16 protein-coding genes are annotated in these 19,872 nt (G+C 60.2%); 12 read left to right on the top strand and 4 right to left on the bottom strand.

From position 1 onward, the window contains the following. Positions 1 to 8 precede the first annotated feature (8 nt). The 4 genes from polA to HKD28_RS01920 are packed head-to-tail and all read left to right on the top strand — an operon-like array spanning position 9 to position 5,814. The gene (gene polA / locus HKD28_RS01935; RefSeq protein WP_194266639.1) at positions 9 to 2,843 is read left to right on the top strand and encodes a DNA polymerase I; all 2,835 of its coding nucleotides are present in this window, start codon (positions 9 to 11) and stop codon (positions 2,841 to 2,843) included. A 13-nt stretch (positions 2,844 to 2,856) separates the two neighbouring features. Then, positions 2,857 to 3,465, top strand: a complete 609-nt coding sequence (locus HKD28_RS01930) for an SCO family protein (protein ID WP_099285431.1) — start codon at positions 2,857 to 2,859, stop codon at positions 3,463 to 3,465. Beyond that, positions 3,466 to 5,124: an ABC transporter substrate-binding protein gene (locus HKD28_RS01925; RefSeq protein WP_207728809.1), complete on the top strand. Its 1,659-nt coding sequence runs from the start codon at positions 3,466 to 3,468 to the stop codon at positions 5,122 to 5,124. It abuts the gene before it with no gap. A 15-nt stretch (positions 5,125 to 5,139) separates the two neighbouring features. Continuing rightward, complete coding sequence (locus HKD28_RS01920; protein ID WP_194266638.1) at positions 5,140 to 5,814, top strand: hypothetical protein; 675 nt, start codon at positions 5,140 to 5,142, stop codon at positions 5,812 to 5,814. Positions 5,815 to 5,824: 10 nt separating this feature from the next. On the opposite strand, the gene purD is transcribed toward HKD28_RS01920, so the two are convergent. Continuing rightward, positions 5,825 to 7,054 carry a phosphoribosylamine--glycine ligase gene (purD, locus tag HKD28_RS01915; protein WP_194266637.1) on the bottom strand — a complete coding sequence of 410 codons (1,230 nt, stop codon included), beginning with the start codon at positions 7,052 to 7,054 and terminating at the stop codon, positions 5,825 to 5,827. 66 nt (positions 7,055 to 7,120) lie between these two features. Between purD and xseA the strand changes: the two genes are divergently transcribed. Continuing rightward, positions 7,121 to 8,674, top strand: a complete 1,554-nt coding sequence (gene xseA, locus HKD28_RS01910; RefSeq protein WP_194266636.1) for an exodeoxyribonuclease VII large subunit — start codon at positions 7,121 to 7,123, stop codon at positions 8,672 to 8,674. Positions 8,675 to 8,710: 36 nt separating this feature from the next. Beyond that, complete coding sequence (locus HKD28_RS01905; protein WP_194266635.1) at positions 8,711 to 9,070, top strand: hypothetical protein; 360 nt, start codon at positions 8,711 to 8,713, stop codon at positions 9,068 to 9,070. A 92-nt stretch (positions 9,071 to 9,162) separates the two neighbouring features. Here the strand turns inward: HKD28_RS01905 and HKD28_RS01900 are convergent, their stop codons facing one another. Further along, positions 9,163 to 11,994, bottom strand: a complete 2,832-nt coding sequence (locus HKD28_RS01900) for an Rne/Rng family ribonuclease (RefSeq protein ID WP_194266634.1) — start codon at positions 11,992 to 11,994, stop codon at positions 9,163 to 9,165. A 568-nt stretch (positions 11,995 to 12,562) separates the two neighbouring features. On the opposite strand from HKD28_RS01900, the gene HKD28_RS01895 reads away from it, so the two are divergent. The 3 genes from HKD28_RS01895 to HKD28_RS01885 all read left to right on the top strand — a co-directional run bounded on the left by HKD28_RS01895 (position 12,563) and on the right by HKD28_RS01885 (position 16,106). Next, a complete protein-coding gene (locus HKD28_RS01895; RefSeq protein ID WP_194266633.1) occupies positions 12,563 to 13,390 on the top strand; it encodes an N-acetylmuramoyl-L-alanine amidase family protein in 828 nt (275 codons plus the stop codon). Positions 13,391 to 13,599: 209 nt separating this feature from the next. Continuing rightward, positions 13,600 to 15,171, top strand: coding sequence for a 2-isopropylmalate synthase (locus tag HKD28_RS01890; RefSeq protein WP_194266632.1), 1,572 nt, complete (start codon positions 13,600 to 13,602; stop codon positions 15,169 to 15,171). 167 nt (positions 15,172 to 15,338) lie between these two features. Beyond that, positions 15,339 to 16,106, top strand: coding sequence for a sulfite exporter TauE/SafE family protein (locus HKD28_RS01885; RefSeq protein ID WP_194266631.1), 768 nt, complete (start codon positions 15,339 to 15,341; stop codon positions 16,104 to 16,106). 25 nt (positions 16,107 to 16,131) lie between these two features. On the opposite strand, the gene HKD28_RS01880 is transcribed toward HKD28_RS01885, so the two are convergent. Then, positions 16,132 to 16,632 carry a hypothetical protein gene (locus HKD28_RS01880; protein WP_194266630.1) on the bottom strand — a complete coding sequence of 167 codons (501 nt, stop codon included), beginning with the start codon at positions 16,630 to 16,632 and terminating at the stop codon, positions 16,132 to 16,134. A 47-nt stretch (positions 16,633 to 16,679) separates the two neighbouring features. Then, the gene (locus tag HKD28_RS01875) at positions 16,680 to 16,934 is read right to left on the bottom strand and encodes a YMGG-like glycine zipper-containing protein (protein ID WP_062110705.1); all 255 of its coding nucleotides are present in this window, start codon (positions 16,932 to 16,934) and stop codon (positions 16,680 to 16,682) included. Between the two features lie 310 nt (positions 16,935 to 17,244). Between HKD28_RS01875 and HKD28_RS01870 the strand changes: the two genes are divergently transcribed. From HKD28_RS01870 to HKD28_RS01860, 3 genes are read left to right on the top strand one after another with little or no spacing between them, the layout of a single operon-like run. Beyond that, the gene (locus tag HKD28_RS01870) at positions 17,245 to 18,294 is read left to right on the top strand and encodes a rod shape-determining protein (RefSeq protein ID WP_062033912.1); all 1,050 of its coding nucleotides are present in this window, start codon (positions 17,245 to 17,247) and stop codon (positions 18,292 to 18,294) included. 17 nt (positions 18,295 to 18,311) lie between these two features. Further along, positions 18,312 to 19,241 carry a rod shape-determining protein MreC gene (mreC, locus tag HKD28_RS01865; RefSeq protein WP_194266629.1) on the top strand — a complete coding sequence of 310 codons (930 nt, stop codon included), beginning with the start codon at positions 18,312 to 18,314 and terminating at the stop codon, positions 19,239 to 19,241. Between the two features lie 4 nt (positions 19,242 to 19,245). Then, positions 19,246 to 19,812, top strand: a complete 567-nt coding sequence (locus tag HKD28_RS01860; protein ID WP_194266628.1) for a hypothetical protein — start codon at positions 19,246 to 19,248, stop codon at positions 19,810 to 19,812. Positions 19,813 to 19,872 lie beyond the last annotated feature (60 nt).

Raw genomic sequence — 19,872 nt, 5'->3', positions numbered from 1 at the left:
AGACATTCGTGCCGTTAGAAAAACCTGATCTGGAAAAGCCTGATTCGGGAAAGCCCCATCTGGTCCTGATCGACGGATCTGGTTTCATCTTCCGCGCCTTCCACGCCCTGCCGCCGATGAGCAGCCCGCAGGGCGTGCCGGTCAATGCGGTTTATGGCTTTACGAACATGCTGACGCGTCTGCTGCGGGATCATGTGGGCACGCATCTGGCCGTGATTTTCGACGCTGGTCGCGTGACGTTCCGCAACGAGATTTATCCGCAATACAAGGCGCATCGCCCGGAAGCACCGGAAGATCTGCGCCCGCAGTTCGGTCTGATCCGCGATGCCACGGCCGCCTTCAATGTGCCGTCGATCGAGCTTGAGGGCTGGGAGGCGGATGACCTGCTTGCCGCCTATGCCAAGGCGGTCGTGGAGGAGGGCGGGTGCTGCACCATCATCTCGTCTGACAAGGACCTGATGCAGCTTGTGCGTCCCGGCGTTGAGCTGATGGATCCGATGAAGCAGAAGCCGATCCGCGAAGCCGAGGTCGAAGCCAAGTTCGGTGTGCGCCCCGATCAGGTTGTGGATGTGCAGGCGCTGATGGGAGATTCGACGGATAACGTGCCCGGCGTTCCCGGAATTGGTCCGAAGGGTGCGGCGCAACTCGTCAATGAATATGGCACGCTGGAGCAGATCCTCGCCGCAGCCCCCGGCATGAAAGCGTCCAAGCGGCGCGACAATCTGATCGAACATGCCGAGGCCGCGCGCATGTCCCGCAAGCTGGTGCTGCTGGACGACAATGCCCCGATGCCGCAGCCGATCAGCGAGCTGGGATGCCGCGAGCCGGTTCGCGAAACGCTGCGGGACTGGCTGGAGGAGATGGGTTTCCATTCCACGATCCAGCGTATGGGGCTGGGTCTGGCCGCCAAGCCGCGTCCGTTCACGCGCCAGATTGTCCGGCCCGAAGACAAGGCTGCGGAACGGGAAGACGCTGCGGCCATCACGATCCCCGATGCGCCTTATGGACCTTACGAAACCGTGACGGATCTGGAGACGCTGGATCGCTGGATCGCAGAGGCCCGAACCGCAGGTGTGGTGGCTGTCGATACCGAGACGGACAGTCTCAATGCGCGGCAGGCCAATATGGTCGGGCTGTCGCTGTCAATTGCGCCGGGGAAGGCCTGTTATGTGCCGTTCCTGCACGAGACCGTCCGCGACCTTCTGGAAGAAGATTCGACCGGGGAAGCGGCCTTCCGCCAGCTGGACCGTACCGAGGCGCTGGAGCGTCTGAAGCCTCTGTTGGAGGATGCGTCTGTTCTCAAGGTATTTCAGAACGCGAAATACGATCTGACTGTCTTTCGTGGCGCTGGCATTCCCGAAATTACGCCGATCGACGATACGATGCTGATTTCCTACGCCCAGTCCGCAGGTGAGCACGGGCAGGGGATGGACGAGCTTTCCGAACTGCATCTGGGGCATACGCCCGTCACTTATGATTCCGTGACGGGAACGGGCCGCAAGCGTATTCCGTTTGCACAGGTCGCGATCGAGGCAGCGACGGCCTATGCTGCAGAGGATGCGGACGTGACGCTGCGTCTGTGGCAGGTGCTGCGCCCGCAGTTGCGGACCCGTCAGGCACTAGCGTTGTATGAAGAAATCGAACGTCCGCTGATCCAGATCCTGACGGATATGGAGGATGTCGGCATCAAGGTGGACGCCACCGAACTGCGCCGCATGTCCGTCGATTTCGCCGAGCGCATGGGGGCGATCGAGCAGGACATCCACGAACAGGTCGGGCGGAGCTTCAATGTCGGCTCTCCCAAACAGCTTGGCGAAATCCTGTTTGACGAAATGAGTCTCCCCGGCGGCAAACGAACGAAAAGCGGAAGCTGGGGCACGGATTCTGGAGTTCTGGAAGCGCTGGCCGAGCAGGGACATGACCTGCCACGGAAAATTCTGGACTGGCGGCAACTGGCCAAGCTGAAATCGACCTATGCCGATGCGCTGGTCCAGCAGATGGATCAGGATACGCAGCGGGTTCACACGTCCTTCCAGATGGCCATCACCACGACGGGCCGTCTATCGTCCAACGAGCCGAATCTTCAGAACATCCCCATCCGCACTGAAGAAGGCGCACGCATCCGCAAGGCGTTCGTCGCCGCTCCCGGCTGCGTTCTGCTGTCTGCGGATTACAGCCAGATCGAACTCCGTCTTCTGGCTCATGTCGCACAGATCGAGCCGCTGCTCGAAGCGTTCCGTCTGGGACAGGACATTCACGCCCGCACGGCGTCCGAAGTGTTCGGTATCCCGCTTGAAGGCATGGACCCGCTGACTCGTCGCCGGGCCAAGGCCATCAATTTCGGCATCATCTACGGTATCTCGGCTTTCGGTCTGGCGCAGCAGCTCCAGATTTCGCCGGGCGAGGCGCGGTCTTATATCGATGCCTATTTCGCCCGCTATCCCGGCATCCGCGCCTATATGGAACGGACCAAGGAAGAGGCGAAAAAGCACGGCTATGTCACCACGCCGTTCGGGCGTCGCTGCTATGTGCCGGGCATCGCCGAAAAGAATGGTGCCCGTCGCGCCTATGCGGAACGTCAGGCCATCAACGCTCCGCTTCAGGGCGGTGCTGCGGACATTATCAAGCGCGCTATGGTTCATCTGGCGCGACGCCTGCCCGAAACGGGCCTGAAGGCGAAAATGGTGCTTCAGGTGCACGATGAACTGCTCTTCGAAGTCGAGGAGCAGGACGCGAAGGCACTGGCGGCGTTTGTCCGCACGGAAATGGAAGGGGCCGCGACACTTGATGTGGCCCTTGAAGTCGAAACCGGTATCGGCCCAAGCTGGGCTGACGCACATTAAAGACAGGAAGGTCATGCAGACCAATCACGAACGCCGCAAGCGGGTCGGCAATCGCATCATCTGGGGCGTTCTCGCCGTGGCGGCCGTTCTGGGATATGTCGGCTTCCACTTTGCGTCCAATGGTGGGCCGGGTCTTCTGGTCCAATCCAACGGCAATGAGGTCGGCGGCAGTTTCCGTTTGGACTCGCTGGGGGAAAGTACCGTCACCGAAGGCGATTTCCATAATACCTGGATGCTGGTCTGGTTCTTCGATGCCAACTGCCCCGAAGATAAGTGTCAGCCGGTCCTAAAGAGCATGGAGCAGGCTCTGGTGGCGCTCCGCAAAGACGGCATCCGTGTCTCGCCACTTGCGGTGTCCCTCAATCCGTTCGACGAGGCCGACCCGCTTCGGGAATACGTTCTGCCCGTCGCCCCCCATGTCATGCCTTTCACCGGCACCCCGAACATGATCAAGGCCATGACGGAAGAATATCATGCGCCGCTCCAGAAGGAGGGAGACCATTTCGTTCCCGCGCCACAGATCGTCATCATGGACCCGAACGCCCGCTATGCCGGAACCATCCCGGCAGATGGCAACGCAGATGCGCTGATCGCGCGTCTGCGTGAACTTGCGAAGCGCTGAATGATACGGCGGGGGGCTACGCTTCTTGCGGCTGGTCTGTTTCTGGGGCTGGGGGCTTTTCAAGCCCGTGCACAGGACGAGACCCCGCCGGACTGGAACGGCATCACGCTCGGCAGCCCCCATCGTGGCGGCACTCTGCATCTGACGGCTGATGGTCCGGGCGGCACGCTGGACCCGCAGATCAATTACGGCACGCAGTACATGCAGGTGTTCCTCAACATGTACGATCCGCTCCTGACGTTTCGTCTGGCGCGCGGAACGGCGGGCCTGGAGGTGGTGCCGGACCTTGCCGATGCCATGCCAGTCATCAGCCCCGATGGCCTGACATGGCGCCTGCATCTCCGCTCCGGCCTGCATTTTTCCGACGGATCTCCCGTGCGCGTGGAAGACGTGGTGGCGTCTTTCCGCCGGATCTATCGTGCCGGAGGCCCGACGGCGGGATCTTTCTATGGCGGTATCGAGGGAGCTGCGGACTGTCTGGCAAAGCCTGACCGCTGCACGCTTCCTGGCGTCGAAGGACATCCGGAGACTGGCGAAATCGTCTTTCATCTGACGAAACCGGATGGCGAATTTCTCTACAAACTGGCCTTCCCCCATGCGGTGATTCTGCCCGCCACAACTCCCGCTCATGATATGGGCGGCACAACAATTCCCGGCACCGGACCATATCGCATCACGCAGTACGATCCCGGACACGGCATGGTTCTGGAGCGCAATCCGTATTTCCACGTCTGGAATCCGCAGGCCCAGACGGACGGATTTGTGGATCGTATTGAATATGATTTCGGTCTTTCGGACGAAGCACAGGTCACGGCGGTCGAGCAGGGCCGGTATGACTGGATGCTGGACGCCAAGCCGGGAGACCGCCTGGGCGAACTCGGCGCGCAATACACGGCGCAGGTCCATATCGAGCCGCTGCTGGGTCTGTATTATCTGGCGATGAACACGCACGAAAAACCCTTCACCGATGTGCGGGTGCGTCAGGCCGTCAGCATGGCTGTCAACCGCCATGCCATGACGATCCTGTTCGGGGGCAGCGCGATCTCTGTTCCCCTGTGTCAGATGGTGCCGCACGGCATTCCCGGCGCGGATCTGGGACTGGACTGTCCGCAGGATGTGGAGCGCGCGCGCCGTCTGATCCGTGAAGCGGGGGCGGAGGGGGCTTCGGTCACATTGGTGGTGCCCAACCGTGCCATGGAACTGGGTATGGGCACCTATCTGCGCAATGCCTTGCAGGCAGTAGGCCTGAACGCGCAGCTACGCCCCATCACGGCGGGCCTTGCGGAATCCTACGAACAGAATACCGCTAATCACGTTCAGATCGCACTGGCCTACTGGTTCGCGGACTATCCTTCCGCCTCAACCTTCCTCGACGACCTGTTCGGCTGTGACAATTACCATCCCAATTCAGCCGTCTCCCCGAATGTCACAGGCTTCTGCGACCCGCACATCCAGTCTTTGTTCGATCAGGCAAAAGCCCAGATAGACCCGTCAAAAGCTGCGCCGATCTGGCAGGGCGCAGGCCATGCCATCATGCAGCAGATGCCCGGCGCTCCGATGATCCAGATGAAGACGGTCGATTTTGTTTCAAAACGGCTGGGGAACTATTATTCGACCCTTCTGAACCACATGCTGTTTTCGCATGTCTGGGTTAAATAAAATCAAGAGGGAAGCATGAAAGAAAATGACATAAATGATATTTTGAAAATAATAAGAGAAATATCTTATAGAATAAAATTAAAAAATATTGAGGTGATTTTATTCTATTTATTTGAACATATATTAATAATTTCAATGATTTTAATATCAATTGCATACTATTTCTATGTATCGAAAACAAATTTTATCCTTTTTTGTGTTGTTTATCCTCTTAGTTTAATTTCATTAATGATGATTATTTATGAAATTTTTTGGTTTATTAATGTTCAGAGAAAAAGAATTAAGAATTATATTCCTAATTTTTGTTCTGATATCAGTGTTTATGGTATTGAGGATGTTGCTTATGTAAATAGGCTTCTAAGGTACGATTCTGATGCTCTTCGTCTGGCACTGAACGTATGCAATCGTGAAATGACTTTCCGTCAAAATACAAATAATCTGTTTATTGGGGATAGCCGAAAAATTGGGTTATTGCCAATTTCCGCAGCTATTATTGTTGGTATATTGATATTAAATAATTATCCTAAATACTTAATTGTGATATTGGCTCTATTCTTTGTATTTAGAGCTATTTTTTCTATTTTGGATATATTTGTTTTTCGGAGAGAAAAAGGGATTAACAGAGCGATAGATCTTCTGAATTTGGCAATAGAAATAAAGAAAAATACTATTAGCTCTGTTTCGTCCTGAGTTGTAAAAATTACAATCCGATATCGTTACGGAAAATCTTGTCCTCCCACTGGATCGCAGACGCCCCTTCATAGGCCAGCTTGCGGGCCTCTTCCGGCGTTGCCGCCTTGGCGCAGACCGTCAGGACACGGCCGCCATCCGCGACTAGAACGCCATCCGCCAGCTTCGTTCCGGCATGGAAAACCGAAACGCCCGGAACGGCTTCGGCGCGTTCGATTCCGCTGATCCGACCACCCTTTTTCGGGGCATCCGGATAACCGTTGGCGGCCAGTACCAGCGAGATCGAATGTTCGTCCGAGAACTCGGCGGCGGCATGTTCCAGATTGCCCTGCGCCAGTGCGGCAAGGATTGGCAGCAGGTCTGATTGTAGGCGGATCAGCAGGGCCTGTGCTTCCGGGTCGCCGAAACGGACATTATATTCGATCAGCTTCGGCCCTTCGGTCGTCAGCATCAGCCCGGCAAAGATTACGCCCCGGAATGGCGTCCCACGGCGGACCATCTCGGCCAGCATCGGGCGCACCATGATGTCGAGCGCCTTTTCCTGCATCTCGCGCCCGAAAGCCGGAGGAGGCGAAATCGCCCCCATGCCGCCGGTGTTCGGGCCGGTATCGCCATCTCCAAGGCGCTTGTGATCGCGGGCCGCGCCGATCAGAACAGCCTTGTCGTCCGAGCAGAAGGCAAAAAGCGAGACTTCCTCGCCCACCAGACATTCCTCGATCACGAGAGGCATGCCGAGCCTGCGGATGGCGTCCTCAGCCTCATCCACGCTCTGCGCCACGACGACGCCCTTGCCACCGGCCAGACCGTCCGCCTTGATGACGATGGGGGCGCCCCGACGACGCACAAACTCTATGGCCTGAGCCTCGTCTTCAAAACGCTCCCAGCGCGCGGTCGGAATGCCGGCCGCATCGGCCACGTCCTTCGTAAACGCCTTGCTGCCTTCCAGCAGGGCCGCAGCTTTCGTCGGGCCGGCGCATGGAATGCCCGCTTCGGCACAGGCGTCTGCCAGTCCGGCCACCAGCGGCGCTTCCGGGCCGGGGACGATCAGGTCGATCTTCTGTTCCTGTGCGAACCGGACCAGACCTAGAACATCGTCGGCTTTCAGCGGAACGAGCGTTGCAACGGACGCCATTCCGGGATTGCCCGGCGCCGCATAAAGAGCGGTTAGGCTCGGCGAGCGCGCAAGACATGTAGCCAGGGCATGTTCACGCCCTCCGGAACCGACCAGCAAAACGCGCATTCCGCTTATCCTTTATTCTGCACTCATGGGCTTCGTTTGAGGGCGTGCGTAGCATAGACTGGCGCCATGATGGAGAGTGATGGCGCGTCGATCCGCGGGAATGTACCGCAATATTCGGTTTCCGAGATTTCGGGGGCGATCAAACGCACTCTGGAGACCGGATTCGGACGTGTCCGCGTGCGCGGAGAGATCACGGAACTCAAGCGCTATCCGTCCGGGCATATCTACCTGTCGCTTAAAGATGAAGGCGGCAAGATCGCGGGTGTGATCTGGCGGGGGAGTGTCTCGCGCCTCGGCATGGCTCCCGAGAATGGCAACGAGGTCATCGCGACCGGTCGCGTTTCGGCCTATGGCGAACGCTCCAGCTATCAGCTCGTCATCGACCGCATGGAATTTGCAGGAGAGGGGGCGCTTCTCGCCAATATCGAGCGCCTGCGCCGCAAACTGCTCGAAGAAGGACTGTTCGACCCCGAGCGTAAGAAGGCCATACCGTTCCTGCCGTCTCTCGTAGGCGTCATTACATCGCGCTCCGGTGCGGTCCTGCACGATATCATCACGACGATCAGCCGCCGCTTCCCACGCGATGTTCTGCTCTGGCCAGTGCCGGTGCAGGGCGAAGGCGCGGCGGCCCAGATTGCCGCCGCCATTGAGGGCATGTCCGTCCGCCGTCCGCGCACGCCGGATGTGCTGATCGTTGCGCGCGGTGGTGGCTCTCTTGAAGACCTGATGGCGTTCAACGACGAGCGCGTCCTTCGCGCCGTCGCGGCCTGTCCGGTTCCGGTCATTTCCGCAGTCGGGCATGAGACCGACACGACCCTGATCGATCTCGTCTCAGACCGTCGCGCGCCGACACCGACTGCCGCCGCCGAGATGGCCGTGCCGCTGCGCTCGGAAATGGTTGCGGACATGGCGCACCGAAATGCCCGTCTGACGGGTGCGCTGACCCGCATCATTCAGACAGCTCGCGCGCGACTGGATCAGGCCGCCGCCCGTCTGCCCGACCTGCCGGGGCTGCTGGATTCCGCCCGGATGCGTCTGGAGGATCGCGGCCAGCGGCTCGATCTGGCATTGCCGTCCTTCGTCATGCGCGTCCGGCATCGACTTGATGCGCCGGGCATGCATCTGCCGTCGCCGGAGCTTCTGATCGGACGCAGCCAAGCGCGTTTGCAGGCCCTGCGTCTGCCCGCGCCAGAACTTCTCGTCAGCCGTGCCCGAGCTCGCCTGAACGCCCCCACTACCCATCTGCCGAACCCCGAGTTACTGATCGAACGTCGGCGTGCCGCCTTGCAGATGGTGTCCGGCGGTCTGGACGCCTCATGGCAGCGGTCGCTCCAGAATTTCCATTTGCGCACCGAACGTCAGCGCCTGTCGCCGGACGTTCTCAGAAGCGCCATCCGTCTTCAGCAGGCGCGGCTTCAGGGGCTGGGCAGCCATCTTGAAGCCGTCTCGCCTCGCGCCATTCTCAGTCGCGGCTATGTGCTCGTGCAGGATATGAACGGACAGCCTGTTACGAGTGCGGAAGCCCGACCTGTTGCCGATCGCGTCGTTCTGTCTTTCGTGGATGGAGATCGTGGCGCAAGACTGGACAGCTTGTCGCCGCAGGGCGATCTTGGGCTTTGATTTTTTCATCCATCTGATCTGCGATCCGGAGTCTGCATGCGTTCGTTCTGGTTGAGTCTCCTTGCCCTGCCACTGCTTGCAGCCTGCGCCGAGCAGCCCACGGCCCCCGCGCGCCCTGCCGCCGCTGCGACGCAGGCCCGGATCCCGCCACAGGATTTTGCGCCGGGTCTGGCGGAAGAAGCGCCTGAAGACGGCAAGAAGAAGCTGTTCAATGATCCTTCCGCGCCGCTGAATACACCGCTCTGCGGATCAGCGCTTCAGGAACAGGCACAGGCTGGTGCGGCGCTGTATCCGCAAAGTCTGGCCAGCACGAGTTCCTGTCCGCGCAATGCCTGTTTCCAGCCGTTGACCGGTACCTATATCGCGGCGACAGGGGCGCAGAGCGTCTGCCGCTGAAGCAGGTCCCCCCTTCATTCAGTATCAAAGAAAAAGGCCGGTCAGGATTTCCTGACCGGCCTTTTTTTATAGGCATGGAAAGTGCTGACGGATCAGCGCTTCCACCATCCTGCACGACGCTTAGCCGGAGCGACTTCATCAATATTCACCGGCTGAAGGATGTTTCCATCCTCGGCAGGCGCCTCAACAGCGGGAGCCTTCGGCGTGCGACGGGTCCGGCCACGCTTCGGCTTGGCAGGATCTTCCGCTGCGACTTCTACCGGAGTTGCCACGATTTCCGCAGCGGGTTCGGCCGGAGCTTCAGCGGCAACAGTCTTCGGGGCGCGGCGGGCCCGGGTCCGACGGGGCTTGGGAGCCTCTTCGGTTGCGGGTTCTTCTGCAACCGGAGCCGAAGCGACGCCTGCTGCGGGGGCTTCCAGAACCGTCTCGGCAGGAGCGGCATCCACCGCCTTGGCACGGGCCGGGCGACGTCCGCGACCACGGCGGGCCTTCGGAGCCTCTTCCGTTGCCGGAGCTTCGGTTGCGGGCTCTTCCACGACAACGACCGTTTCGACAGCCGGAGTATGCTCGATCACAACATCCGCAGGGAGGCTGATCCCGGTCTGAAGGGCCTGTGTCGTCCCTTCAAATTCCGCCTGTTCGATCACGTCGAAGATGTCGAAGCTGCCGCCGAACGGATCGGCAGGTGTTGGGCCTGTATAGCGATGCTGGACGGGACGCTCTTCGCGTTCTTCCCAGCGGCGCGGGTTGCGGGCGACGGGCGCCGGTGCGGCAGGGCGCGCTGCCGGAGCAGGGCGCCGGGGTGCCAACTCGCGGGCTTCGGCCACGGGCTCTGCGTGTGGTGCTTCGGAGCCTTCGGACTCCTTAACAACGCGCTTGAAGCGGGTGCGACGGCGGCCCGGAATGATGCCGTTTTCGTCGGCACTGTCCGCAACCGGGGTCTCACGCTCTTCGGGCGCATGGACGATGTGGTCCTGCGGTGCGTCCGCTGCGACGTCTCCGTTATGCTCCCGACGACCGCCACGACGGCGACGGCGACGGCGGCGACGGCCATCGTTGCTGTCTTCGTGACCTTCCGACGGCACAACATCCTCGATGATTTCCGCATCGACGACCGGGGTCTCCGTCCGCAGGGCGATCGGAGCCTGTTCTTCGATGATCTCGATTGTGCGGACGCTTTCCGGTGCACGCTCCATGGCGCGTTCCGTCCGTTCCGGAGCGCGGCTCTGTGTCGGAGCCGGGATCTGGGCTTTCAGACGTTCGATCCGCATATCTGCCGCTGCAAGGTTTTCTTCCGTACGGAAGATGACCTGCATGCGATGATGCCGTTCGATATCCGCAAGCCACGAGCGCTTGTGGTTGAGAATATAAAGCGCGATCTCGGAGCCGACATAGACTTCGATTTCGGCTGAACGCTGGCGTGCACCTTCTTCGTCAATGGCGCGCAGAACGTGCAGGGCTGAGCTTTCCGTCCCACGGATGAAGCCGGTGCCCTGACAATGCGGGCAGGGCGTGAGAACGGATTCTGCGATGGACGGGCGCAGGCGCTGGCGGGACATTTCCAGCAGGCCGAAATGGGAAATATGCCCGACCTGAATGCGCGCACGGTCGGAGCGCAGCGCTTCCTTGAGGCGCTTTTCCACCTGTGCGTTGTGGCGACGGCTTTCCATGTCGATGAAATCGATCACGACAAGCCCGGCCAGATCGCGCAGACGGAGCTGGCGCCCCACTTCCTCGGCGGCTTCGAGGTTCGTGCGCAGGGCCGTTTCCTCAATGTTGCGCTGCGAGGTGGACTTGCCGGAGTTCACGTCGATGGCGACGAGAGCTTCGGTCTGGTTGATGACCAGATAGCCGCCCGAAGGCAGGCGAGCGGTCGGCGAGAACATCGCGTCCAGATGGTGTTCGACATTATAGCGCGCAAACAGGCTCTGGCCGCGGTTCTGCCACAGCTTCACCTTGTTGGCGTTGCTCGGCATCAGCAGGCGCATGAACTCGCGTGCGCTCTTCCAAGCGGCTTCGCCATCCACGAGGATGTCTTCGATGTCCTTGGAAAACAGATCGCGAATGACGCGCTTGATGAGGCTTGCTTCCTCATAAACCAGCGTCGGCGCGACCGAGGACAGGGCGTGGGAGCGGATATCATCCCAGAGTTGAAGCAGATATTCGCAGTCGCGCGTCACTTCCTGCGCCGGGCGTCCGGCACCAGCCGTGCGGACGATCATCGCCATGGACTTCGGCAGGTCCAGTTCTGCAATCACGTCGCGCAGACGGCGGCGGTCAGCATCGGAGGTGATTTTACGCGAGACGCCACCGCCACGCAGGGCGTTTGGCATCAGGACACAATAGCGACCGGCAAGGGAGATGTAGGTGGTCAGGGCCGCGCCCTTGTTGCCGCGCTCTTCCTTGACGACCTGCACCAGCAGCACCTGACGGCGGCGGATGACTTCCTGAATCTTGTAGTTGCGCAGGAAGCGGGCCGTGCGACGTGATGATGCGCTTTCCTCGCCCGTATCATGCTCGCCACCAACAGTTTCGGGGGCACGACGGTCGTGGTTGTCACCGTCTTCGCTTTCGGAAGCGTCTTCGGAAACCGTTTCGTTGTCGGCCGCATCTTCGGCATCACCGCGTTCGGCAATTTCCTCTTCCTGGAGCGCGATGAGCTTTTCGCGATCTGCGACAGGAATCTGGAAATAGTCCGGGTGGATTTCGCTGAAGGCGAGGAAGCCGTGGCGGTTGCCGCCATATTCGACGAAAGCAGCCTGAAGGCTCGGCTCTACGCGAATGACCTTGGCAAGATAAATATTGCCCTTGAGCTGCTTCTTGGTCGATGTCTCGACGTCGTAATCTTCGACGCGGTCACCATCCATGACCACAACACGCGTTTCTTCCGCGTGCGTGGTGTCGATGAGCATACGCTTGGTCATGGAACACTGAACTCCACGACGCTCCGCAATGGCTGCCTGGGCCGGGGGGAACGTCAGATTGTGTGGGGTGGGGGGAACGGCGCAGTCCGAACGCACAGCGACGGGACATGTTGGGTCCCGTTTCACTGAGGTTGTTGGCTGCGAGCACGTTGAGTGACATTCGTCCCCTGAACAGACGGCCGGTCCGGAACTCCGGAGCCGGATGAAAAACCTGATCCGGACGGGCGTCTGGCCTGTACCGGAGTGACATATCACCAGTTCGATCCGGTCAGGACAGGGTGCGGAAGGCTAGTCGCGCATCTGTCAAACGACGGGACGTCGTGGCGGGGACAGGAAAAGGCGGGAGCGGCACGGGAAAGGTTAAGGCCCGTATCCGGTCGGACCGCGCTTTACAGGTCCCTGTCGCGCAGGATGACCGAAACTGCTGTCTGTGGCAAGTCCGGGGTAGAGGCGGCATTTTTCATTTCTGCGTGGGGCGATGTCGGCCTAAGCCTTCTGCCATGTTCCTGACAGGGTTTCGTGCTGTATGGTTGTTTCGTCATTCACCGCTGCAACCGGGAAACAAGGGATGCTGACGCGACGCATATTGGCTTTCGGCGGTCTTTCGGGAGTGTCTCTGCTGACGCCTCTGACAGCCTTCGGACGTCACCCGGTTCACGCAAAGCTGCACGCTCCCGCTGTGCATCGTGGGGCTCCGCCCCCGAAACCTCTCGTGATGCTGGACCCCGGACATGGCGGCAAAGACCCTGGCGCCATCGGGGTTTCCGGTACCTATGAAAAGCATATTGCCGAAGCCGCAGCGTTAGAACTGAGCCGCCAGCTTCTGGCTTCGGGTCAGTACCGTGTTGCCATGACCCGTTCCGAAGACCGGTTCATTCCGCTTGAAGGACGTGTCGAACTGGCACAACGGCATCAAGCGCATCTCTTTATTTCCATGCATGCCGATGCCCTGCATGACAGAGATGTGCGGGGCGCGAGTGTTTACACACTTTCAGGCGGGGCGTCGGACGCGCAGACAGCATCCCTTGCACGGACGGAGAACAGTGCCGATCGCTTTGCCGGACCGGCCTTTCATGGAATGTCGCCCGATGTGCAGCAGATTCTCGCGAGCCTCGTTTCGGAAGAAACGCGTCGGGGGTCGGCCCATATGGCAGCCAGTGTGGTCAATTCGTTCCGGAACAGGATCGGCCTCCTGACCCATCCGTCACGTCATGCGGCGTTCGTGGTTTTGAAATCTTCCGAAATTCCATCGGTGCTGGTCGAGATGGGCTTCATGTCGAACCGGCTTGATGAAGCCGCCCTGCGTCAGGCCGTGCATCGCACACAGGTCGCCAGTGCCATGAAAACCGCCATAGACCGTTATTTCGCAACGCATTCCGGTGTCATGACCGGCTGACCCGCTTTGTGCGCGGGGGAGACTTTATGATCATGCGGGTTGCGCATGGCGCAAGAATCGGTCATTTAACGCAGCCATGACGTTTCTTTCGATCCTCTCGCTTCGACTTATCGGCCCCTGAACGCCTTATTCTAGGCGGACAGCGCTCCGTTGCGTTCAGGGGATAACAGACCGAAAGCCACCCTGAACCAGACGAGACGATCACAATCATGACTTTCCATCACCCGTCTTTCGGCACCATCGCCGACGACCGCGTCATCATTTTCGACACCACGCTGCGCGACGGCGAACAGTCCCCCGGCTTTTCGATGAACCTCGAAGAAAAGCTCCGCATGGCTCATGCGCTGAGCGCTCTGGGCGTGGATGTGATTGAAGCCGGGTTCCCCGTGGCGTCCGAAGGCGATTTCGAGAGTGTGCGCCGGATTGCCGAGGACGTTCGTGGTTCGGTGATCTGCGGTCTGGCCCGCAGTGGTGGCAAGCGCGATATCGAATCCTGTGGCGAGGCGCTGAAAAAGGCCGAGCGCCCGCGCATCCACAACTTCATTTCCACGTCTCCGCTGCACATGAAGTACAAGCTGCGGATGGAGCCGGAAACAGTTCTGGACATCATCGCGTCCGGCAACCAGAAGGCCCGTCAGTACACGGATGACGTGGAATGGTCGGCCGAGGACGGCTCGCGGACCGATCCCGACTTCCTGTGTCGCTGCGTCGAAATGGCGATCCGCAATGGCGCGAACACGATTAACATCCCCGATACGGTCGGTTTTGCTACGCCGGAAGAAATGCGCGCGATCTTCACCATGCTGCGCGAGCGCGTTCCGGGTGCGGATCAGGTAATTTTCTCCGCCCATAACCACAATGATCTGGGCCTCGGCGTCGCCAACACGCTGGCCTCCGTCGAGGGTGGCGCCCGTCAGATCGAATGCACGATCAACGGCATTGGCGAACGCGCGGGCAATGCAGCGCTTGAAGAAATCGTCATGGCCCTGCGGACCCGTCACGACCAGTACGGCAAGACGACCGGCATCGAGACGACGAAGCTGCTGGGCATGTCGCGCATGCTGGCCACGATCACGGGCTTTGACGTGCAGCCGAACAAGGCCATCGTCGGGCGCAATGCATTCGCGCATGAAAGCGGCATCCATCAGGACGGCATCCTGAAAAACGCTGCGACCTACGAAATCATGACGCCGGAGAGCGTGGGCTGGAACAAGACCTCGCTGGTCATGGGCAAGCATTCCGGCCGCGCGGCGTTCCGCGACAAGCTGGCGCAGCTCGGCTACCCGCCGCTGGAAGACGAGGCTCTGAACGCTGCTTTTGCGCGTTTCAAGGATCTGGCTGACAGCAAGAAAGTCGTGTTCGACGACGATATCCGCGCCCTTGTCGATGACGAGAGCCGCGATCATGAGCGGGTCCACCTGATCTCGTTGGAACTGGCTTCCGGGACGAAGCAGAAGTCTCAGGCCAAGCTCGAAATCAGCGTGGACGGCGCCATTCAGTACGCTGCGGTCAGTGGTAACGGCCCGGTCGATGCCGCTTTCCGCGCCATTGGTGAAGCGTTCCCGCACACAGCCGAACTGGCGCTGTTCTCGGTGGCGAACGTCACGGAAGGCACGGATGCGCAGGCGCGCACGACCGTGCGTTTGCAGGAAAACGGCAAGCTCGTGGACGGGCAGGGGGCTGATGCCGATACGGTGGTGTCCGCTGTCCGTGCTTATATTCATGCACTGAACAAGCTCCTGACCAAGCGCGAGCGTCGGGAGCCGGAAGCTCTGTCCTGATCCAACCGAAACGGTTCGGCTTCAGTCACCGGGCATGCAGAGGATCTCTGCATGCCCGTTTTTTTTGTCTGTTACACGTATCAACTATATAATATAGTTTATATAAGCAGTGGACAAACATAATACGATCGGTATGGTTTTCTTATCTGGCCGGATAAGGAACCCTCATGCCGCATTCATGGCTCTATACGCTTTCAGGACTGCTGGTAGGCTTTCTGGTTGGAATGACCGGCGTGGGTGGTGGGTCCCTGATGACCCCTCTGCTGATCCTGCTTTTCGGCGTCAAACCGCAATCGGCGGTCGGCACCGATCTGCTTTATGCGGCCATCACCAAGATCTTCGGGACGGCGCTCAATCGCCATCACGGTGTTGTACGATGGAGGATCGTTCTTCTTCAGATGGCGGGAAGTCTTCCGGCCGGTCTGCTGTGTCTTATCTTCCTGCGTCACTACGGTCCGAGCCCGTTCATCTCGAAACTCATCACCGAAGTGCTGGGCGTAGCACTCCTGCTGACGGTGCCTGCCATTCTGTTCAAGCCGTGGCTTCAGAAATGGTCTGCCAATGCCGGTACGCTGCGTCCGCAGACGGTTGATGTGCTGACGGTCGTTCTGGGGGTCGTTCTCGGAACGCTGGTCACGCTGTCATCCGTCGGGGCCGGGGCAATCGGCATGGCCGCGCTGACGGTGCTTTATCCGCGTGTCAGTACGCGCGAACTGGTGGCGACGGATATCGCACATGCCGTCCCGCTGGCGCTTCTGGCCGGTGGCGGACACTGGCTTCAGGGCGCGGTCGATTCCGTCGTGCTTGTAGAACTGCTGATGGGGTCCATTCCTGGCATTCTGTTGGGAACGCTTCTGGCAGGACGGCTGCCAGAGGATGCACAGAGATGGTTTCTGGGCATCCTTCTGGCCATTATCGGCCTGAGAATGATCTGAGGTCGATGGGGCGGGGTGTTACGGCTCAGTAGCCGTAATTGCCCGGATAGCTCTGGGCCGGGGGTTGCTGCTGATAGCCACCCTGCTGGGAATATCCGCTATTGGGCGGGTAGGTATTGTTTGGGTAGCTATTGGGATATTGCGACTGCTGGCAGTTCGTGTTCGGCGGACACTGGTACTGCGGCTGCATGTACTGACCCTGCTGCTGCGGGTAAGCACCCTGCTGATTGTTGTAATAACCCTGCTGCTGGCCATAGCCGCTCTGGGAACTGGGGCGGTTGGGTGTGGTGATCGCACCTGCACCGGCACCCAGAACGCCGCCTGCCAGAGCACCGATCGCTGCGCCACGACCGCCGCCCGCCAGAGCGCCGATCGCCGCACCTGTTCCGCCGCCTAAAAGGCCGCCTCCCAGTGCGCGGGAGCCAGGGTTGTAATTCCCTTCACATCCACCCAGAGCCATGATCGTGGCAAATGCTCCGACCAACGCCGTGCAGCGCAGGCCAGTATGGGAAAAAGCGGTCCTCATAGTCCGAATCCTTGATCGTCTCTCACGGAGTGAGCGCTGCTTATAGCTCAATATCCGTTGCGTGGGCGGTTAGGTGTCGTTGCGGCACCAACTGCGGCCCCCGTGCCGCCACCAGCCAGCGCACCGATGAGCGCACCGCGTCCGCCACCGGCCAGCGCGCCGATTGCTGCACCACCACCTGCACCGATCAGGGCGCCGGACCCGGCACGGGATCCGCTGTCATACGGGCTGCCGCAGCCGGTGAGAGCGACGCCACAGAGAGCCAGAGCTGCCAGAAAGCGGGGTGTTGTAAGGGTTTTCATGACAAATCATCCTGTTTGACGTTCCGGTCCGTCATCCGGTGATCGGTTCGGAAGGAACGGTTTCGCACTTCTAGACACATATAACGTGACAGAAGGGTGGCAGGATCGGGGCGCACGATTATTTTTTTCCATGTCCCCGGATGGGATCTGAAAAATGGGATCTGGACGCCCCGATCCCGTCGCGCGCATTATATTGACACTCCGGGCCTTGCTGAACCTGCCGCGTCTGGTTAAGTCCACCCGCGGGGAACCGCCCCGCAATCACGATCCGCCATCTGTCACCCGCACAGAGCCGCGCCAGGAGTTTTGGATGTTTTCTCGTCTGCTGGGTCTCATGTCTGCCGACATGGCCATCGACCTCGGCACTGCCAACACGCTCGTTTATGTCAAGGGTCGCGGCATTGTCCTCGATGAGCCCTCCGTTGTGGCGATCGCCGAAGTGCGTGGCAAGAAACAGGTTCTTGCGGTTGGCAATGAAGCCAAGCAGATGGTCGGCCGGACCCCGGGAAACATCACGGCCATCCGTCCGCTGCGCGATGGTGTGATTGCGGACTTTGAAGTCGCGGAAGAAATGATCAAGCATTTCATCCGCAAGGTTCACAACCGCCGCGCTTTCGCCAGCCCGCAGATTATTATCTGCGTGCCTTCCGGCGCCACGGCGGTCGAACGTCGCGCCATCCAGGAAAGCGCAGAGAGCGCGGGCGCACGCAAGGTCATGCTGATTGAGGAGCCCATGGCGGCAGCTATTGGCGCGGGCCTGCCGGTCACGGAGCCTTCGGGCAGCATGATCGTGGATATCGGCGGTGGCACGACGGAAGTTGCGGTCATTTCCCTCGGCGGCATTGTCTATGCTCGTTCCGCGCGTGTGGGCGGAGACAAGATGGACGAAGCCATCATCTCCTATATTCGCAAGACCTATAATCTTCTGGTCGGCGAAAGCTCGGCTGAGCGGATCAAGATCGAACTCGGCTCCGCCATGATGCCGGACGATCCTGCCAACCCCGACGGTCCGCTGACGGAGATCAAGGGGCGCGACCTTATTAATGGCGTGCCGCGCGAAGTGGTCGTCAGTCAGGCCCAGATCGCCGAGAGTCTGGCCGAACCCGTGATGCAGATCGTCGATGCCGTGACGACCGCGCTTGAGAACACGCCGCCCGAACTGGCTGCCGATATCGTGGACAAGGGCATCGTTCTCTCGGGTGGTGGTGCGCTTCTGTATCGTCTGGACGAGGTGCTGCGCCTTTACACGGGCCTGCCGGTCACGGTTGCGGAAAACGCGCTGTCGTGTGTCGCGCTCGGAACGGGGCGGGCGCTTGAGGAAATGCGTCGTCTGCGTAGTGTTCTGAGCAGCATGTACTGAGGACTGGCTGACGCCGGATGCTGTCCATCCATGCCCGGCAGGTGCTTGCAAAGGCCATCCTGCCTCTCCTGATCCTGCTGGCGGTCGGGCTTGTCCTTCTGGGGCTGGTCCGTCGTCCGGCCGTTGACGGCGTGCGACTGATGGCGACGGATTTCATGGCCCCGGCCTATCATGGGCTGGTCTGGCCGCAGGAACGTGCGATGGTCTGGCTGACGGATCTGCGCGGCGCGACCGATCTTGCCAAAGAGAATTCTCGTCTTCGGGACGAAAACCGCGCCCTGCGACACTGGTACGATGTGGCGGTTGCGCTGGCGGCGGAAAATGGCCGTCTGAAAAACAGCCTGCACTGGATCCCGCAGACAGTTCCCCAGTACGTGACGGGGCGCGTCACCCGCGATGATGGCGGCCCCTATTCGCGGGCGGTTCTGCTGGATGTGGGCAGTGGCCATCAGGTCCGGATCGGGGATGTCGCGCTGGATGCAGCCGGATTGCTGGGCCGTGTGACGGAAGTCGGCCCCCATACGGTCCGTGTTCTGATGATCAATGACGACGCCAGCCGTATTCCCGTCACGCTGGCCTCCTCGCATGGGGATGCGATCATGGCCGGTGACGATACCGCCGCGCCGCGTCTGATTTTCTATCCGCAGGACCATCATCCCGTTGAAGGCGAGCGCGTTGAGACGCGGGGCCAGAGCACGATGCCTGCCGGACTGCCGGTCGGTACGGTGCATTACAGCGCACCGAACCGCCCGGTTGTGGTGCCGGATGCGGATCTGGACCGTCTCGATATCGTGCGCGTGTTTGATTATGGCGACGACGATTCGCAAGCACCGGATGCGCCGGGCCGTGTGCGGGTAAAGAAGCTGCCGCAGAATCCGCTTATCGGGCCGTTGCCATTTTCATGGCTGCCCAACCTGCCGGATATGCCGGGACGGGGAGGGCAGTAAGCGCATGGTCGCCGAGAACTCCACGCCCCATCTGCATTCCGCAGTCGAACCCAAACAGACTTTCCGCCGCGCGCTCGACATGTCCATCCGGGCGGCGATGCCGTCGTTGTTCATCATGTTCTCCGCCATCCTGCTGTCCGCGCCGTTTGGAATCCCCGGACAGGCACAGCTTCAATTCGGGATTGCGATGTGTACGGTCTGGTTCTGGGCCCATAGCCGCCCCCGCTCCATGCCCGCACTGGCGGTCTTTCTGTGTGGGCTGGTCGTGGAAATTTTCAGCTTCGGGCCGCCGGGAACGGTGCTGCTGTCGCTTCTGGTGATTTACGGCGTGGCGCATCACTGGCGTTATGGCCTGTCGCGCCTGGGATTTCTCATAGGGTGGCTGATTTTCAGTATTTTTGCTATAATCGCCTCCTTCTTTCAGTGGGCGCTGGTGTGTCTGCACGCCGTGGCACTCCTCTCTCCCGCACCTGGCCTCTTTCAGGCGGCGCTGACAATCGGTATCTATCCCAGCCTGACCGCGCTGTTCGTCTGGGGACGCCGCACATTTGCCAATCCCGATCAGGCCTGACAGCGTCCTTCTGCGTGCCGCGTCGAAGGCTGTTTTCTTTTCCGGATCTGAATTCCTGCC

Origin of the sequence: Gluconobacter cadivus (assembly GCF_015244745.1) — a bacterium.
GTDB lineage: Bacteria > Pseudomonadota > Alphaproteobacteria > Acetobacterales > Acetobacteraceae > Gluconobacter > Gluconobacter cadivus.
This window is presented reverse-complemented; position numbering and strand designations above follow the sequence as displayed.

Excerpts from the sequence above, each read along its gene's own strand:
- HKD28_RS01860 (WP_194266628.1), top strand. The coding sequence starts at position 19,246 with ATGGTCGCCGAGAACTCCACGCCCCATCTGCATTCCGCAGTCGAACCC.
- HKD28_RS01885 (WP_194266631.1), top strand. The coding sequence starts at position 15,339 with ATGCCGCATTCATGGCTCTATACGCTTTCAGGACTGCTGGTAGGCTTT.
- HKD28_RS01870 (WP_062033912.1), top strand. The coding sequence starts at position 17,245 with ATGTTTTCTCGTCTGCTGGGTCTCATGTCTGCCGACATGGCCATCGAC.
- HKD28_RS01875 (WP_062110705.1), bottom strand. The coding sequence starts at position 16,934 with ATGAAAACCCTTACAACACCCCGCTTTCTGGCAGCTCTGGCTCTCTGT.
- HKD28_RS01920 (WP_194266638.1), top strand. The coding sequence starts at position 5,140 with ATGAAAGAAAATGACATAAATGATATTTTGAAAATAATAAGAGAAATA.
- HKD28_RS01900 (WP_194266634.1), bottom strand. The coding sequence starts at position 11,994 with ATGACCAAGCGTATGCTCATCGACACCACGCACGCGGAAGAAACGCGT.
- mreC (WP_194266629.1), top strand. The coding sequence starts at position 18,312 with ATGCTGTCCATCCATGCCCGGCAGGTGCTTGCAAAGGCCATCCTGCCT.
- xseA (WP_194266636.1), top strand. The coding sequence starts at position 7,121 with ATGATGGAGAGTGATGGCGCGTCGATCCGCGGGAATGTACCGCAATAT.
- HKD28_RS01895 (WP_194266633.1), top strand. The coding sequence starts at position 12,563 with ATGCTGACGCGACGCATATTGGCTTTCGGCGGTCTTTCGGGAGTGTCT.
- HKD28_RS01930 (WP_099285431.1), top strand. The coding sequence starts at position 2,857 with ATGCAGACCAATCACGAACGCCGCAAGCGGGTCGGCAATCGCATCATC.
- HKD28_RS01880 (WP_194266630.1), bottom strand. The coding sequence starts at position 16,632 with ATGAGGACCGCTTTTTCCCATACTGGCCTGCGCTGCACGGCGTTGGTC.
- HKD28_RS01905 (WP_194266635.1), top strand. The coding sequence starts at position 8,711 with ATGCGTTCGTTCTGGTTGAGTCTCCTTGCCCTGCCACTGCTTGCAGCC.
- HKD28_RS01890 (WP_194266632.1), top strand. The coding sequence starts at position 13,600 with ATGACTTTCCATCACCCGTCTTTCGGCACCATCGCCGACGACCGCGTC.
- purD (WP_194266637.1), bottom strand. The coding sequence starts at position 7,054 with ATGCGCGTTTTGCTGGTCGGTTCCGGAGGGCGTGAACATGCCCTGGCT.
- HKD28_RS01925 (WP_207728809.1), top strand. The coding sequence starts at position 3,466 with ATGATACGGCGGGGGGCTACGCTTCTTGCGGCTGGTCTGTTTCTGGGG.